Source organism: Actinospica robiniae DSM 44927 (assembly GCF_000504285.1).
Lineage (GTDB): Bacteria > Actinomycetota > Actinomycetes > Streptomycetales > Catenulisporaceae > Actinospica > Actinospica robiniae.
This window is the reverse complement of sequence record NZ_KI632511.1, coordinates 7,314,775-7,328,835: the sequence shown is the minus strand read 5'-3', so window position 1 is coordinate 7,328,835 and position 14,061 is coordinate 7,314,775. Positions and strand designations below refer to the sequence as shown.

Sequence of the window (14,061 nt, the reverse complement as noted above, 5' to 3'; positions counted from 1 at the left end):
CTTCACCCGCGGCCGCGGAGCACCGGCAGGTTGTTGCATCTGCAACGGCGGCCACCCGTGCGGAGCGTTCCCACCGCCGTCGTTGAACGGGACCGCTCACCCGTGAGACTGTGGACGAGTGAAGCAGCAGCCCAAATCCAGCCCGGTCCCCTTGCTGTTCGACCCTGCCGTGCCGGAAGCCGATCGGGCCAGGTTCTTCGGACTGGAGGATCTGGCCGATCCCGCCGAGCTGCTCGAGCGGGCGACCAAGCTGACCGAGGCGTTCAAGGCGGCGGCCGAGCGTGCCGCCGCGTACCAGGCGCTGGCGGCGGCCGAGCTGACCGATCCGCGCCGGTTCGACCGGCTCACCTTCGCCGAGCTCGGCGAGCGCATCGGCCTGTCCCCGGCGGCGGCGCAGACCCTGGCCGAGCGCGGCCAGCGGATGGCCGTGAAGGCGAAGTAGCGGCGAGAACGGCCGCGGACCGCCGCCAGGACGGCGCGGCCCGGATGCTCAGCCGACCTGGTGCAGCCAGCGCACCGGCGCGCCGTCGCCCGCGCAGCGGAAGGGCTCGAGCTCGTCGTCCCAGGGCCGGCCGAGCAGCGCGCTCAGCTCCTCCAGCAGATCCGCGCCCCGGGTGGCGTGCAGCATGGCGGTGCGCAGCCGGTCCTCGGTGATCATGATGTCCCCGTGCACGCCCGTCACCGCGTGGAACACCCCGAGTTCGGGCGTGGAGGAGTAACGTTCCCCCTCGGCGCCCTGCGAGGGCTCCTCGGTGACCTCGAAGCGCAGCTGCTCCCAGCCGCGCAGGGCGGAGGTCAGCCGGGTGGCGGTGCCGGGCTGGGACTCCCAGGACAGCTCGGAGCGCCAGAGCGCCGGCGAGGCGGGTTGCCGGGTCCAGTCCAGGCTCACGCGCACGCCGAGTACCCCGGCGACCGCCCACTCGACGTGCGGGCACAGTGCGCGGGGCGCCGAGTGGATGTACAGCACTCCACGAGTGACACGGGTGGGCACGTCGGGCTCCTTAGATAGCAACAGCGTCTACTCCACGGCGTACGGACGAGGTTCGCCTTCCCCAGCGGCCTTGCCATACCGTCGGTGACGTCGCTGTCAGCACCACGGTGCCTGATACGTCTACCCTGATTCGGTTGGTTGAAGTTGTGATGTGATGCGGTTTTCGTGCTCGGCGGTGCTCTCGGTGCCCGAGTGCCGGCTCCGGCCTTCGACGCCCTCGGGCCCGGAACCGGTGTGCTCGGCCGGGGTCAGTCTAGCCGGGCACCGTGCGCATCATGCCTCGTACAAGCTCTTCTCGATACCTCGATGACCTTACGCGAGGGCCGCTAGTCCTGTCAGGCGCCCGTAAGAGTGACGACAAGGCCCCGCGGACACCCGTACGGAGCAACTCGCCGCCCGCCGCCGGACCGGCAGAACCCTGCGGAACCGCGGGCGGGTGCCCGCGGCCGGAGCGGAACGTGCGTCAGGCCTGGAACTAGGAACCGCAGGATGCTGCGGTGCCCGGGGCGGCCTTCGTGTTCGATGTCGGACCGGACGGGTGCGTGGAGCCTTGGTCGGTGGAACTGTGCGCGGCCGCGGTCGTGGCCGCCTTGCTCGGGCAGGCGCTGTTCGTCGGGCTGCCGGTGGCGGCCGCGGCCAGGTACCAGCAGAGCGCGAATACCGCGAGTATGGACCCGACGGCGACCAGCCGCCAGGCCTCCCGGCGCCAGTGGGCCCGGCGCAGGATGCGCCGCTCCACCCGGTGCAGGAAGGCCAGTTCGCGGCGCAGCCAGAGCTCGGCCTCGGTGGCGGGCTGGGCCGCGCGGCCGGACCCGTGGGACCCGGACGAGGACGCGCGCGGCTCCTCGGGGAACTCGATCACGTACGCGCCTCCCTCGGCCGGCCGGCGTCTCCGCCGGAACCGCCTCGTGGTCCGGAAGTCCTCGTGCTGCGCAAGGCACTCGACCGGCGAATCTGGACAACTCGTGCCAAGGCCGGTGAAGCGACTTTCCCCCAATGATCCCCATCCGGGCAAGACCAGGGCGTGACAGTTACCATTCCGTTATCGACCAGGAACATCGGCGTCGAATTCCACCCTCTTGACACGGATTGGGCCGCCCCGCACGGCCACTCCCGGCGCGCCGTCGGTCACGAGCAGTGGCCCTCCCGGCGGGGGCCGGCGTCCAGGGCCCCGCGGCCGATGGTGAGTATGTCGGAGGCCGCGTGCTCGACCTGGAGGGTGGTGTGTTCGATCCCGTACTCCTTGCGCACCAGCGCCTCGAGCTCGAGCCGGACGCCGTGGCAGTCGTGGCCCGGGGAGACGAGCACGTGCGCGGAGAGCGCCGGGAAGCCCGAGGTGATGGTCCACACGTGCAGGTCGTGCACCTGCACGACGCCGTCGAGCGCGCGCATCCCGCCGGCCACCGCGGCCGGGTCGACGCCCTCCGGCGCGGCCTCCAGGAAGATCTTCCAGGATTCGCGCACCAGCCCGTAGCCGGCCCGCGCCATCAGCCCGGCCACCACCAGCGAGGCCAGCGCGTCCGCCCGGTCGAATCCGGTGAGCAGCACGATCAGGCCGGAGATGGCGGTGGCGATGAAGGCCCAGGCGTCGTTGAGGATGTGCTGGAAGGCGCCCTCGACGTTCAGGCTGTCCCGGTTCGCCCGGCTGATCAGCAGCGCCGCCGCGGCGTTGACCCCGATGCCGGCCACCGCGGTGGCGAGCACCAGCCCGCCGTCCACCGGCGGCGGGTTGATCAGCCGGGTCACCGCCTCGTAGCAGAACACGCCGACCAGCACGAGCAGGGTGATGCCGTTGGCCTGGGCGGAGAGGATCTCGGCCCGCTTGAACCCGAAGGTCCACCGGCCGTAGGCGGGCCGCGCGGCGAGGCGCATCGCCACGATCGCCAGCACCAGCGAGAAGGCGTCGGTGAGCATGTGGCCGGCGTCGGAGATCAGCGCCAGCGAACTGGCCGTGATGCCGAAGGCCACCTCGACCGCCATGTAGGCGAGGATCAGGCCGAGCGCCCACATCAGATAGCGCCGGTCGGTGTGCGCGGTCACCGCCGCGCCGTGGTCGTGGCCGGAGTGGCCGCCGCGGCCTCGCCGGCCGGGCTCGGAGCGGTCGCCGCCGCGGTGCGCGCCGTGATCGTCGTGCCCGTGGTGATCCTCGTGCCCCTCTGCCATACGCGCGAGTGTACCCGAAGGAGTGACAGTACCTTGAGATATGATAATGACAACGGTTGTCAGCGTCGTGCTGCCCGCCGGGCCCTCGAGGCGCGCCGGTCACTGCGATCCGCCCGGGATGGAGCACGATAGTCTCAGGGGCCGGACCGGGAAGCGAGGCGGACGACAGCGCATGGCAGCGGGCACGACGACGACGTTCGCCGAGGCGAACCGGGGTCCGGGGCCACTGAGCCTGCCCGGCAAGATCGCGGTCTGGTATCTCCGCCTGGTCGTGCTCTTCGACCTCGTCGCCGTGATCTCCTTCAGCGTCGGCCGCGAGGTGCACCGGCACGAGCACGACGGCGGCTACGGCGGCTTCTTCTTCACCCCGTTCCTGCTCACCGCGAGCCTGGTCTCGGCCGCCCTCGCCGCGTTCCTGGCCGTCACTCTGCGCCGGCGCAAGCACGTCGCCTGGGTCTGCACGATCCTGCTCGTCGCCTTCACCAGCCTCGCCGACGTGTACTGGCTGAGCGAATACGGGTACCGGGCGCACTGGATGAACTGGGTCGCCGCGGCCGTGACCGTGGCGCTGCTGCTGTGCCTGGTGTGGGCCCGGAAGGACTTCTACGCCAAGGGCGAGGACTCGAACCCTAAGACCGCCCTCGCGGTGCTCGTCATCGGCGCGGCCGTGGCCACGGCCGTCGGCACGGCGATGCTGACTTGGTTCGGCACGGTCGGCGACAGCGGGTTGGCGGACCGGATCGAGTACGTGCTGCTGCGGCTCGGGACGGTGGACAAGCAGGACGTCTCCGGGCTCGGCATCAACAGCCCGCACTGGCTCGACCTGCTGATCAACGTGATGAGCCTGGTGCTCTTTCTCACCGTGGTCTACGCCCTGTTCCGTTCGCCCCGCGGCCAGGTGCGACGCAGCGAGCAGGACGAGGAGCGGCTGCGCGAACTGCTCGCCCGCGAGCCCGAGCCGGATTCCCTGGGCTACTTCGCGCTGCGCCGGGACAAGTCGGTGATCTTCTCGCCCAGCGGCAAGGCGGCGATCGCCTACCGCGCGGTCGGCGGGGTCTCGCTGGCCTCGGGCGATCCGCTCGGCGACCCGGAGGCGTGGCCGGGCGCGATCGAACTGTGGCTGCGCGAGGCCGCCGAGCACGCCTGGTCCCCGGCCGTGGCGGGCGCGAGCGAGCAGGCCGGCGAGATCTACGCCCGGCACGGGCTGACGGCGCTCGAACTCGGCGACGAGGCGATCGTGGAGGTACCCGAGTTCACCTTGGACGGCCGGGCGATGCGCACGGTCCGGCAGGCCGTGAACAAGGTCAAGCGCGCCGGGTACACCGCGCGGATCCGCCGGCACAAGGACATCCCGCCGGAGGAGATGTCGGCTCTGGGCACCGCGGCCGACCACTGGCGCTACGGCCAGCCCGAGCGCGGGTTCTCCATGGCGCTCAACCGGCTGGGCGACCCGGCCGACGGCGAGTGCATGATGATCGAGTGCTTCGATCCGGACGGCCGGATGCGCGCCCTGCTCTCCTACGTGCCGTGGGGCATGGACGGGCTCTCGCTCGATCTGATGCGCCGGGACAAGGACAGCGACAACGGCCTGGTCGAGTTCATGGTGATCGAACTGCTCCAGCGCGCGGACGAGTACGGCGTGGCGCGCGTGTCGCTCAACTTCGCCATGTTCCGGGCGGTGTTCGAGCGCGGCTCGAAGCTCGGCGCCGGACCGGTGCTGCGGCTGTGGCGCAGTGTGCTGCTGTTCTTCTCCCGCTGGTGGCAGATCGAGTCGCTCTACCGCGCCAACGCGAAGTACCGCCCGATCTGGGAGCCGCGGTTCGTGCTCTACGCGCGCTCGGCCGACCTGCCCCGGATCGGCTTGGCCTACGCCCGGGTCGAGGGCTTCCTGGCGCCGCCGCAGCTGCCCTGGCGGCGCGGCGGCTCGGGCCCGAGCGGCCCCGGGTTGCCGTCCGACTGACATCCACCCCGTCTCCACCCTCGGGTGGATCCCGCGGGCCGGGGGCCGCCTTAGTCTCGGAACATGACTTCCGCCGCGTCAGCAGCCGTCCTGGCACTGGACACGGGCCGGTATGGTAGGCGCATGGGGGCGAAACTTTCGGGTGATGGCGGGTGGACGGGTCGTGCTCCTACGTGAACTGCTGGGGCGTCGGCATGCGCTGAACGCGGCCGAGTCGATGCTTCCCCCCGCGCCCGGGTCGCCGGCCGGCCCGTCGACCGAGCGCCGGCCGGCCCAGGTCACCTCGCGGTTCGTAGTCCTGCTGCTGCTGGCACTGATCCAGTTCAACGACGTGGGCCACGACGGCTGGCAGGGCGCAGGGCTGCTGGCCGGGATCGTGAGCGCGGTCAGCGTGCTCGGCTGGGCCCTGTGGGTGCTCGGCTGGGGCATCCCCTGGCGGCTGAGCCCGTACCTCGCGATGATCGGCCTGCTGACGGTGGGCACCGGCGGAGCGCTGCTGACCGGGATACTGACCGACAACGTCGGGGTGAGCCCGGTGTTCCCGGCGATGGCGAGCGTCGTCATCTCGGTGCGCTGGTCGGCCCTGCGCGCGGCAGTGGTGGTCGGCTGGTTCGAGCTCGTGCTGCTACTGAGCGCGGCCTCGCAGGGCTGGCACCAGTTCACCACCACCGGCCTGGGCTACGCGTGCATGCTCGTGGGCATGTACGGGCTGGGCGTCGGCCGGCGCTCGTACATCCTGCGCGCGGAGAGCGCGGAGCAGCTGCTGGTGGAGACGGAGCGCGCCAACCACGAGGAGGCGCACGCCGCGGCGCTGGCCGAGCGCAGCCGGATCGCGCGCGAGATCCACGACGTGCTGGCGCACTCGCTCGCCGCGTTGACGGTCCAGCTCGAAGCGGCGGACGCGCTGCTCGAGGCGGGCGGCGACGCCGGCGTGGCCAAGGCGCACGACTATGTCGCCAAGTCGCGCCGCATCGCCCGGGAAGGGCTGATCGAGACCAGGCGGGCCATCGCCGCGTTGCGCGAGGACGCCCCGCCGCTGCCGGAGCTGCTGCACGCGCTGGCCGACGCCTACGAGGGCGACACCGGCGCGCACGCGGAGGTCAAGATCAGCGGCCTGCCACGGCCGCTGGCCGCCGACGCGGGCCTGACTGTCTATCGGGCCGCGCAGGAGTCGTTGACGAACGTGCGCAAGCACGCGCCGGGTGCCCTGGTGTGGATCCGCCTGGTCTACGGCGACGGCGAGTTGGAGCTGTCCGTGTCCAACGGCGCCCCGACCTCTCCGCCGACTGCGCTGGCCGAATCCGGTGGCGGGTACGGCTTGTCCGGGCTCAAGGAGCGGGCCGAGCTGATCGGCGGGACGTTGGAGGCCGGTCCGGCCTCGACGGGCTCGACGTCGACCGATGCGGGACCGGGCGAGGGCGCCGGCGCCGAGGCGGGTTGGCGAGTGACGCTGCGTCTGCACGGATAGGGCCCACGATCGCCGCCGCGGATATCCTCTCAGTATGGCGGGCGAGTCGATTCGGGTGCTGGTGGCGGACGATCAGGCGGCGGTGCGCGAGGGACTGGCGACGCTCCTCGATCTGACGCCCGGGATAGAGGTGGTCGGCCAGGCCCGGGACGGTGCGCAGGCGTTGCAGTTGGTGGTCGAGCACAATCCGGACGTGGTCCTGATGGACCTTCATATGCCGGGAATGGACGGCATCGCCGCGACCGAGCGGCTCACCGCCGAGCATCCGGGCACGCGCGTGGTCGTGCTCACGACGTACGCCGACGACAGTTCGATCCAGGGCGCTCTGCGGGCCGGTGCACTCGGCTACCTGACCAAGGATGCGGACCGCGTGCAGATCGCGCGGGCCGTGCAGGCTGCCGCGAACGGCCAGTCCGTGCTCGATGAGGCGGTGCAGCGCAAGCTGATCGCCGCGCTGACGGGCTCAGCCGCGGCGTCCCCCGACGCATCCGTGAACAACCGGCCGGCCGGCCCCGAGGACGCTCCCGCCGCGCCGCCGAACGGCCTGACTGCGCGGGAGGTCGAGGTGCTGCAGCTGATCGCGGCCGGGAAGTCGAATCTGGAGATCGCGCGCGAGCTGTTCGTCTCCGAGGCGACGGTGAAGACGCACGTCAACCACGTGTTCGCGAAGACCGGGGCCCGAGACCGCGCCCAGGCCGTGCGCTTCGCCTACCAGCACGGCCTGGCGGGTCGCCCGGCCTGAGGCCTGGGCCACAGGGTCAGCCGGCGTGGCCGGCGCACACGTTCTGGGTGTGCTCGTAGTCGGTGAACATCTTGTCGCTGAGCGTGGAGATGTCGCCGAGACGGCTCGCCGAGGTGAAGTCGCCGGAGGCGAGGTCGCCCATCACGGTCTTGAGCTGCTGCAGATCAGCCGTCAGCGACGTGATCGCGGTGTGGACGTCGGCGCTTTCGGCCCGGCCGGAGTCCGCTTCAAGCTTCTCGATGAGCACCTGGAAGTCGGACTCGTAGGTCTTGACGGCGTTGGTGAACTGCCGAGTGCCGTAGGTGGTCTTGGCCATGGCCGCCGCGTCGGCGTCGAGGGTGCGGCTCGAGGAGAGGTAGTCGGCCTCCGCGGTGACGCACGCGGGATCGGTCGGGGCCGCGTCGACGGCCTTATAGACAAGGTATCCGGCGACCGACCAGCCCGGTATGAAGATCAGGGAGAGCACGACGCCCAGGGTGGCGACGCCCCGGCCGATACCGCCGATGACCTTCGCCTTGCCCAGACCGATGATCGAGAAGATCAGGCCGACGAAGGGCACGATGGACGTGACCGCGCCGATGACCGCGAAGGGGTTGGTCGGCCGGGCGTTCTGACCGGCGGGAGCCTCGATCGGCAGGCCGCCCGGCGCCTGCGGATACGGCACCGACTGCGGGAACGCGGCCGGCTGGGGGTATTCGGCCGGCTGTGAGTACTCGGATGGCTGCGCGTACTCGGCCGGTTGCGACGGGTACGAGGTCTCGGGCGGGTAGGCCGAGGGCGCCGGCGGGACGGACGTGTAGTGCGACGCGGACTGCGCGGACTGCTGATATTGGTACTGCGGCTCGGGCTGCGGTTGAGGCCGCGGTCGGGGTTGCGGCTGGGCCTGCGGAGCCTGAGCGTGCTGGGGTGCGCGCGGCGGCGCCTGCTGGGGCTGCGCCATCGGGTTCGCCGGCGCGGCCGGCGGTGCCGGCGCCGCGTACGCGGACGAGGCGTACGGGTCCGGCGTCGGGTAGCCGGTCTGACCATACGACGGCTGCGGGTCCTGGGCGGGCCCCCAGTTCAGGCCCGACGCGGGCTGCTGCTGCGCATAGGGACCGGCGTGCTGGGCGGAGTACTGGCCGGAGTAAGGGTCCGCGGCATAGGGCCCTGCGGGCGCGGCCGGCGCCGGCGGCTGCGACGGATACTGCTGCGACGGCCCGTGGGGATACGGCGAGGTGGGCGTGGGCTGCGGCGGCCAGGACCCGTCCGGCTGCGACGCCGGAGCGCCCCACTGGTCTGACATATCCCTGCACCCCGGTCTCGGCACGGACTCCGGCGGCCAGGGCGGTCCCGGTAAGGCCGTGGCGCTCGATCCTACGGAGTGCCACGGTCCGCCGCCAGCGCGATGCCGCATTCGGCACGGGATCGTGACAGGTGGCGCCGCCGGAGCGGCGCGCCCGGCGCCCCCGGTGAATCCGAGCTCGAACATGCTCGGCGCGCAGCGAACGCGCTGGCCGCGGCCGAGCCTATCGGTTTACTAACAAACCCGTCCTCGACGCCCCGGACAGTGGCAACCCGGCACCCTTTGTCGGTACGCTGCGATGGGTAATCGGTGTGCGCGGCCGCGGGGAACCGGCTCGCGAAGGCGCGACGGACGGACATGACTGGGGGTGCCGAGCGCATGGGCACGAGTTTCAAGGTCGAACTCGAGGAACTGGAGCAGGCTCGCGCCACGCTGCAGGGGCTGCTGCAAGACGTGTTCAACGACGCGTCGAGCGCACTGCATCCGGTGACCTTTCAGAACAACACGGCCTCGAGCCTGGGCCAGGGCCACTACAGCTCGATCGTCTACAAAGAGGCCAGCTTCGACGGCGGCACGCAGGACTCGAACTTCGGCCCGCTCAACCAGGCCGTGCCGGCGATCACCGCGCTCAACAACGCCCACGGATCGGCCCACGCCGCCGTCGTCGCCCTGCTCGCCGACATCAACCAGCAGATCACCGACCTGAACGACCGGGCCACCAAGACCCACCAGATCTATGCCCGGACCGAGGACGAGCTGCACGTGAGCGTGCTCTCGGTGCAGAAGAACATCTGAGCGGGAGACGGGGATGGGCGGCTTCAACCAGCAGTCGGTGGACTCGAACGGCGGCGTGGCCTGGGCCAAGCAGGTCGCGGACAGCATGGAGACCGACGCGCTCGACCAGCAGATCCAGAGCTACCAGCAGGCGGCTGCGCAGCTGCAGAAGGTCCAGGCGACCCTGCAGAACGTGAAGAACAACCTGGCCGCCTCCTGGACCGGAGACGCCGCGGACCAGGCGCAGACCTCGTTCCAGGCCTCGATCGACCACGCGGTCCAAGCGCACGACACCATCCAGGCCGTGGTGCCGCCGCTGCAGAACGCGAAGGCCGCCCAGGTCGAGTTCGTCACCACGATGAAGGGCATCCAGAGCGAGAAGTCGGTGCCCTCGAACTCGGTCGGCGACGAGGCCAGCCACTTCTTCTTCGGCACCCCGCTGCCCTCGGAGGTGGCGCAGACGCACAACACCGCCGTGCGCACCGAGACGGCGAACGCGCTGAACAAGCTCTCGAGCTCGTACGAGCAGTCCGCCGGCGAGATGCACCTGGCCGTCTCGGGCGGCGGCGACCCCGGCTCGGCCGGCGGGACCTACGACCCGGGCGTGGCCGGCGGCAGCTCCGGCAACGGGGAGGCCGGCGCCTACGGCCAGCGGGTCGGCGGCGGCGGTGGGACGGTGGAGGCCGGCTTCGTGCCGCCGCCCGGCAACGGCACCTCCACCGCGACCATCGGCAACCCGTCCCCGACCGTCACCGCCTCGCTGAACCCCGACCCGATCCCGGTGCCGGTGGGCACCCCGCCCGGCGAGGGCGAGCCGTTCCCGACCGAGCCCGAGCCGGAGCTCTCTCCGGTCGGTGGCGGCGCGGAATTGATCACGGACGAGCTCGGCGGGAACAACTCCACCGGGAACATGGCCGTCGACTCGCCGGAGGAGGAGAACCGGCGCTTCAACTCGAAGGCCGGCGTGTTCGACGAGGAAGGCTTCAGCGACGGCGAGCTCACCGGCGGCCGGGGCACCGGCACGAAGCTGCGCTCGGGGGCCGGCGTTCTGGACGAGGAAGAGAGCACCGGCCGCTCCTCCCGCGGCGGCGTGATCGGCGAGGGAGAGGTCGAGAACCCCGAGGCGATGGGCATGGGCGGCGGCCGCGGGGGCGGCGGCCGTGGCATGGGCGGCGAGAGCGAGGAGGAACTGTCCTCCAAGTACTCGCGCGGCCGCTACTTCGACGGCGAGCTGGAGGAGGGCGAGCGTCCCTCGCTCTCCCCGGTCCGGTCGGCGTTCGAGAACGCCACCGACGGCGAGGGCAACAAGGTGAACATGATGGGCGGCCGCCGCGGCAGCGCCGGCGAGGACGAGGAAGAAGAGCGCGGCAAGCGGCCCAAGTACCTGACCGAGGACGAGTTCTGGGGCGGCGCGCAGCGGGTCGTCCCGCCGGTCATCCAGTAGAGCGACGCTCCGCCGGCTATCGGTGGAGCGTCATCCCGCTGGGCCGTCCGGTAGGCGATGGCGAGGCTGGTGTGGGGCGACCTTCGCGGTCGCACCGCCCGGCTTCTTCACCCATCAGGGCTCTTGATCGTCCGATCTGACGCGGCAACAGCCGAGAAGCATCGAGACCGTCGCGCTGAGGAACTTCGCCACGGTCTCGATGCTTCTCGGCTGGTTCGCCGTGCTGCCCAGGTGGCTCGCTGCGCTTATCAGGAGGCTCGGCGCGCCGCGTCGGCGACGCCGCCCACGACCTCGCCGCGTCACACTCCGACGCGGGCCCGGTCGGCTGCCGAGCCGGAGCCGCCCAGCGCGCCGGCGCCGTTGCCTGCGCCGAAGCCGGTGTTGCGCACGGCGCGCTTGGCCACCTCGGCGCGGATCAGGACCGTGCCGATCCGGGTGACGACCTCGGCGAGCACCATCAGGATCAGGGCACTGGCCCACGCCTGCCCGCTGGTGATGTGGTGCTGCTCGCTGAACCGACCCAGCGTCCGCGTGCCGCCGTGCTCGGTCCAGTACACGAAGGCCAGTCGCCCGCCCATGCCGAGCACCCACAGGGAAGCCGCGGCGAACCCGGCCCGCACGAAGGCGTGCCCCTCCGCGACCCGCACCCGCGTGGTCAGTCCACCTGCGACGCCGAGCACCGTGCCGATCGCGGCGAACGCACCGATGAGCAGGAGGTCGTTGCCGGCGGTGGGGATCGGGGTGAGGTACTTGTGCGCGACGTACCCGGTCAGGGCGAGCGGGACGATGAGGAAGATCGTGTCGATCCGGCTCTCCCGGATCTGCCGCAGCACGACGAGGATGAGCGCGAGGTCGAGGATCCAGTCCGTAGTGGTCATGTCTTCGACTATGGCCCGGACCTGGGCAGAAGTGATCAACCCCTAGTTCGAGACCCGGGTGGAGAAGAGGTGGAGGGACACGCGCCCCGCGAGGACGCGCTCTCCATCCAACCGCGCCATCCAACCGCGTCCGGACTCCCGTGATCCGCACCAGCTGTCCGCCGGCGCCCGCCGGCCTTCTCTTTCCCTCAGACCGACTCCGCCGCGCGCGCGTCCGGCCGCACCCCCTTCCCCCGGTTCAGCGTGGAGGCCACCGCCTCGGCCAGCGCCGCCATCTCCTCCAGGTGCATCGTCGCCACCGTCACGCGGATGCCCGGCCCGCTGCGCACGCGGTACCAGGAGCCCGGCGCCACTGCCCAGCCACGCGCGAGCAGGCCGGTGGCGGCGGCCGTCTCGTCCGGCACCGGGATCCACACGCTCAGACCGCTCTCACCGTGCGCCGCGACCCCGCGCGCGGCCAGCTCACTGATCAGCGTCTTGCGATTCTCGGCGTAGACCGACGCGGCCTCGGCCAGCACCGCGTCGTTGCCTCGGTCGGCCAGCGCCTGCGCCCACAGCAGCTGCATCACCCCGGGGACGCGGCGTGAGCTGTGCCGGAGCTGCCCGGCGACGCGGTCGGTCGTGTCGGCGTCCCCTATCAGCGCGGCGATGCGCATGTCCGGGCCGTACGCCTTCGAGGCCGAATACAGATAAGCCCACTGCCGCGTCGCGCCGCAGAGCAGGTGTGGGACGCCGGACGTGAGGTCGGCCCCGTGGTCGTCGTCGATCGTGAGCACTTCCGGGTGCGTCGCGAGGACCGTGCGCAGCGCGCTCGCGCGGCGGGCCGAGACGACGGCGCCGTACGGATTCTGCGCCCGCGTGGTGACCACCACCGCGTTCACGCCGGCCCCGAGCGCTGCTCGCAGATCGGTCGGATCGGGGCCCTCGTCGTCCATGCGCATCGGTACGACCGTGAGCCCGCGCGCGGCGGCCAGGTCGAGCATGTTGCCCCAGGCCGGATCCTCCACGGCGATCTTGTCGCCGGGGCGGGTGTGCGTGGCCAGCAGGCGCTCGATGCCGTCGAGCGAGCCGAAGACCGCGAGCATGCGGGAGGTGCCGAGCAACTCGGCCGACTCGGCCGATTCAGCCGCGTCCGCGCCCACCCCCGCCGCCGCGCCGCCCGTGTCGTCCGTACCCGCGCCCTCGAAGAGCCGGCCCACCCGCCGCCGCAGCTGCTCCTCGAGGTCCGGCTCGACCGGGGCGTAGCGGTATCCGGACACGTCGATGCTGGCCGGGGGCTTGAGCCGTGGGAGCAGGCGCGGCGCCGGCTCGCCGGACGTCAGGTCCCGCACTCCCTCGGGCAGCTCGTACGAGCGCATCCGGTTGCTGGTGCCCGGCCGCTCGCGCACGCGCGTGCCGGCCCGGCCGCGCGTCTCCACCGTGCCCCGGTCGCGCAGGGTGCGATACGCGGAGGCGACCGTGTTCGGGTTGACGTGCAGATGCCCGGCCAGTTCGCGCACCGGCGGCAGGGATTCGCCGGGCGCGAGCAGGCCGGCCGTCACGGCCGTCTCGACGCCGAAGACGATCTCGCTTGCCCCGGACCCGGCGAGCTTGTAGCGTTCCCACCACGCAGATTGTTCTGACACAATCGACATTATGTACTAGGACGTAATCATGACGCAAGCCACGCCATCGTACGTTCCGACGGAACTGACTGTGCCCAGGCGTTACCGCGACCGCGCCGCCTATGACAAACAAGCCGTGCACGCCGTCCTCGACGAGGCGCTGCACTGCACCATCGCCTTTCTGCGCGACGGACGCCCGATGAACCTGCCGACCCTGCACGCGCGCGTGGGCGAGACCGTCTACGTGCACGGATCCACCGGCGGCCGCTTCGCGCTGCTGGACGGCGAGCCGATCAGCATCAGCGTGACCCTGCTCGACGCCCTCGTGCTCGCGCGCTCCTGGATGCACCACTCACTCGGCTACCGCAGCGTCGTCGCCATCGGCGAGGCACGGGTGGTGCAGGACGAGGACGAGCGCTACGCCGCGATGGCCGCCCTGGTGGACAAGCTCTACCTCGGCCGGACCGCCGATTCGCGGCCGCCGACGGCCAAGGAGCTGGCCGCGACCGCCATCGTCGCGCTGGATCTGGAAGCGGTCTCGCTCAAGCACCGCGGCGACCACGTCGCCGACGACGAGGCCGATCTCGAGGGCAGCCCGTACTGGGCCGGTTCGATCGCCGTGCGCACCGTGCGCGGCGAAGCGGTGCCGGCGCCGGACCTCGACCCGGCCGTCCCGCTTCCGGCGGGTCTGCGCTGACGGCCGGACGAACGCCGACGGCCGTCCCGCCGCGGCCCGGGCAGGGGCGAGCGGAGAC

13 protein-coding genes are annotated in these 14,061 nt (G+C 71.6%); 7 read left to right on the top strand and 6 right to left on the bottom strand.

Annotation, left to right across the window (positions count from 1 at the left end; genetic code table 11):
- The first annotated feature begins 118 nt into the window (after positions 1-118).
- Entirely contained in the window at positions 119-442 is a 324-nt protein-coding gene (locus ACTRO_RS31510) for a hypothetical protein (protein WP_034268986.1), read from the top strand.
- A 48-nt stretch (positions 443-490) separates the two neighbouring features.
- Here the strand turns inward: ACTRO_RS31510 and ACTRO_RS31505 are convergent, their stop codons facing one another.
- The 3 genes from ACTRO_RS31505 to ACTRO_RS31495 all read right to left on the bottom strand — a co-directional run bounded on the left by ACTRO_RS31505 (position 491) and on the right by ACTRO_RS31495 (position 3,154).
- A complete protein-coding gene (locus ACTRO_RS31505; RefSeq protein WP_211244476.1) occupies positions 491-991 on the bottom strand; it encodes a DUF3145 domain-containing protein in 501 nt (166 codons plus the stop codon).
- Positions 992-1,466: 475 nt separating this feature from the next.
- On the bottom strand, positions 1,467-1,853 hold the full coding sequence (locus ACTRO_RS31500; protein WP_034268983.1) for a hypothetical protein: 387 nt from the start codon (positions 1,851-1,853) through the stop codon (positions 1,467-1,469).
- Between the two features lie 266 nt (positions 1,854-2,119).
- A complete protein-coding gene (locus ACTRO_RS31495) occupies positions 2,120-3,154 on the bottom strand; it encodes a cation diffusion facilitator family transporter (protein ID WP_034277575.1) in 1,035 nt (344 codons plus the stop codon).
- A gap of 172 nt (positions 3,155-3,326) precedes the next feature.
- Between ACTRO_RS31495 and ACTRO_RS31490 the strand changes: the two genes are divergently transcribed.
- The 3 genes from ACTRO_RS31490 to ACTRO_RS31480 all read left to right on the top strand — a co-directional run bounded on the left by ACTRO_RS31490 (position 3,327) and on the right by ACTRO_RS31480 (position 7,324).
- Positions 3,327-5,114 (top strand): phosphatidylglycerol lysyltransferase domain-containing protein, encoded by a 1,788-nt coding sequence (locus ACTRO_RS31490; RefSeq protein ID WP_157436564.1) that lies wholly within the window; start codon positions 3,327-3,329, stop codon positions 5,112-5,114.
- Positions 5,115-5,259: 145 nt separating this feature from the next.
- On the top strand, positions 5,260-6,582 hold the full coding sequence (locus ACTRO_RS31485) for a sensor histidine kinase (RefSeq protein WP_051451679.1): 1,323 nt from the start codon (positions 5,260-5,262) through the stop codon (positions 6,580-6,582).
- 34 nt (positions 6,583-6,616) lie between these two features.
- The gene (locus ACTRO_RS31480; protein WP_034268980.1) at positions 6,617-7,324 is read left to right on the top strand and encodes a response regulator; all 708 of its coding nucleotides are present in this window, start codon (positions 6,617-6,619) and stop codon (positions 7,322-7,324) included.
- Between the two features lie 16 nt (positions 7,325-7,340).
- On the opposite strand, the gene ACTRO_RS44220 is transcribed toward ACTRO_RS31480, so the two are convergent.
- Entirely contained in the window at positions 7,341-8,606 is a 1,266-nt protein-coding gene (locus ACTRO_RS44220) for a DUF4190 domain-containing protein (RefSeq protein ID WP_051451678.1), read from the bottom strand.
- 378 nt (positions 8,607-8,984) lie between these two features.
- Here ACTRO_RS44220 and ACTRO_RS31465 point away from each other — a divergent pair, with 378 nt between their 5' ends.
- Both ACTRO_RS31465 and ACTRO_RS31460 read left to right on the top strand, forming a co-directional pair.
- Positions 8,985-9,401 carry a hypothetical protein gene (locus tag ACTRO_RS31465; RefSeq protein WP_034268971.1) on the top strand — a complete coding sequence of 139 codons (417 nt, stop codon included), beginning with the start codon at positions 8,985-8,987 and terminating at the stop codon, positions 9,399-9,401.
- A 13-nt stretch (positions 9,402-9,414) separates the two neighbouring features.
- A complete protein-coding gene (locus ACTRO_RS31460) occupies positions 9,415-10,824 on the top strand; it encodes a WXG100 family type VII secretion target (protein ID WP_034268968.1) in 1,410 nt (469 codons plus the stop codon).
- Between the two features lie 299 nt (positions 10,825-11,123).
- Here ACTRO_RS31460 and ACTRO_RS31455 read toward each other — a convergent pair whose 3' ends face one another.
- A complete protein-coding gene (locus ACTRO_RS31455; RefSeq protein ID WP_034268965.1) occupies positions 11,124-11,702 on the bottom strand; it encodes a hypothetical protein in 579 nt (192 codons plus the stop codon).
- Positions 11,703-11,890: 188 nt separating this feature from the next.
- Complete coding sequence (locus ACTRO_RS31450; RefSeq protein WP_034277569.1) at positions 11,891-13,327, bottom strand: aminotransferase class I/II-fold pyridoxal phosphate-dependent enzyme; 1,437 nt, start codon at positions 13,325-13,327, stop codon at positions 11,891-11,893.
- A gap of 25 nt (positions 13,328-13,352) precedes the next feature.
- Here ACTRO_RS31450 and ACTRO_RS31445 point away from each other — a divergent pair, with 25 nt between their 5' ends.
- Positions 13,353-14,003, top strand: coding sequence for a pyridoxamine 5'-phosphate oxidase family protein (locus ACTRO_RS31445; protein ID WP_425394893.1), 651 nt, complete (start codon positions 13,353-13,355; stop codon positions 14,001-14,003).
- The last annotated feature ends 58 nt before the right edge of the window (positions 14,004-14,061 follow it).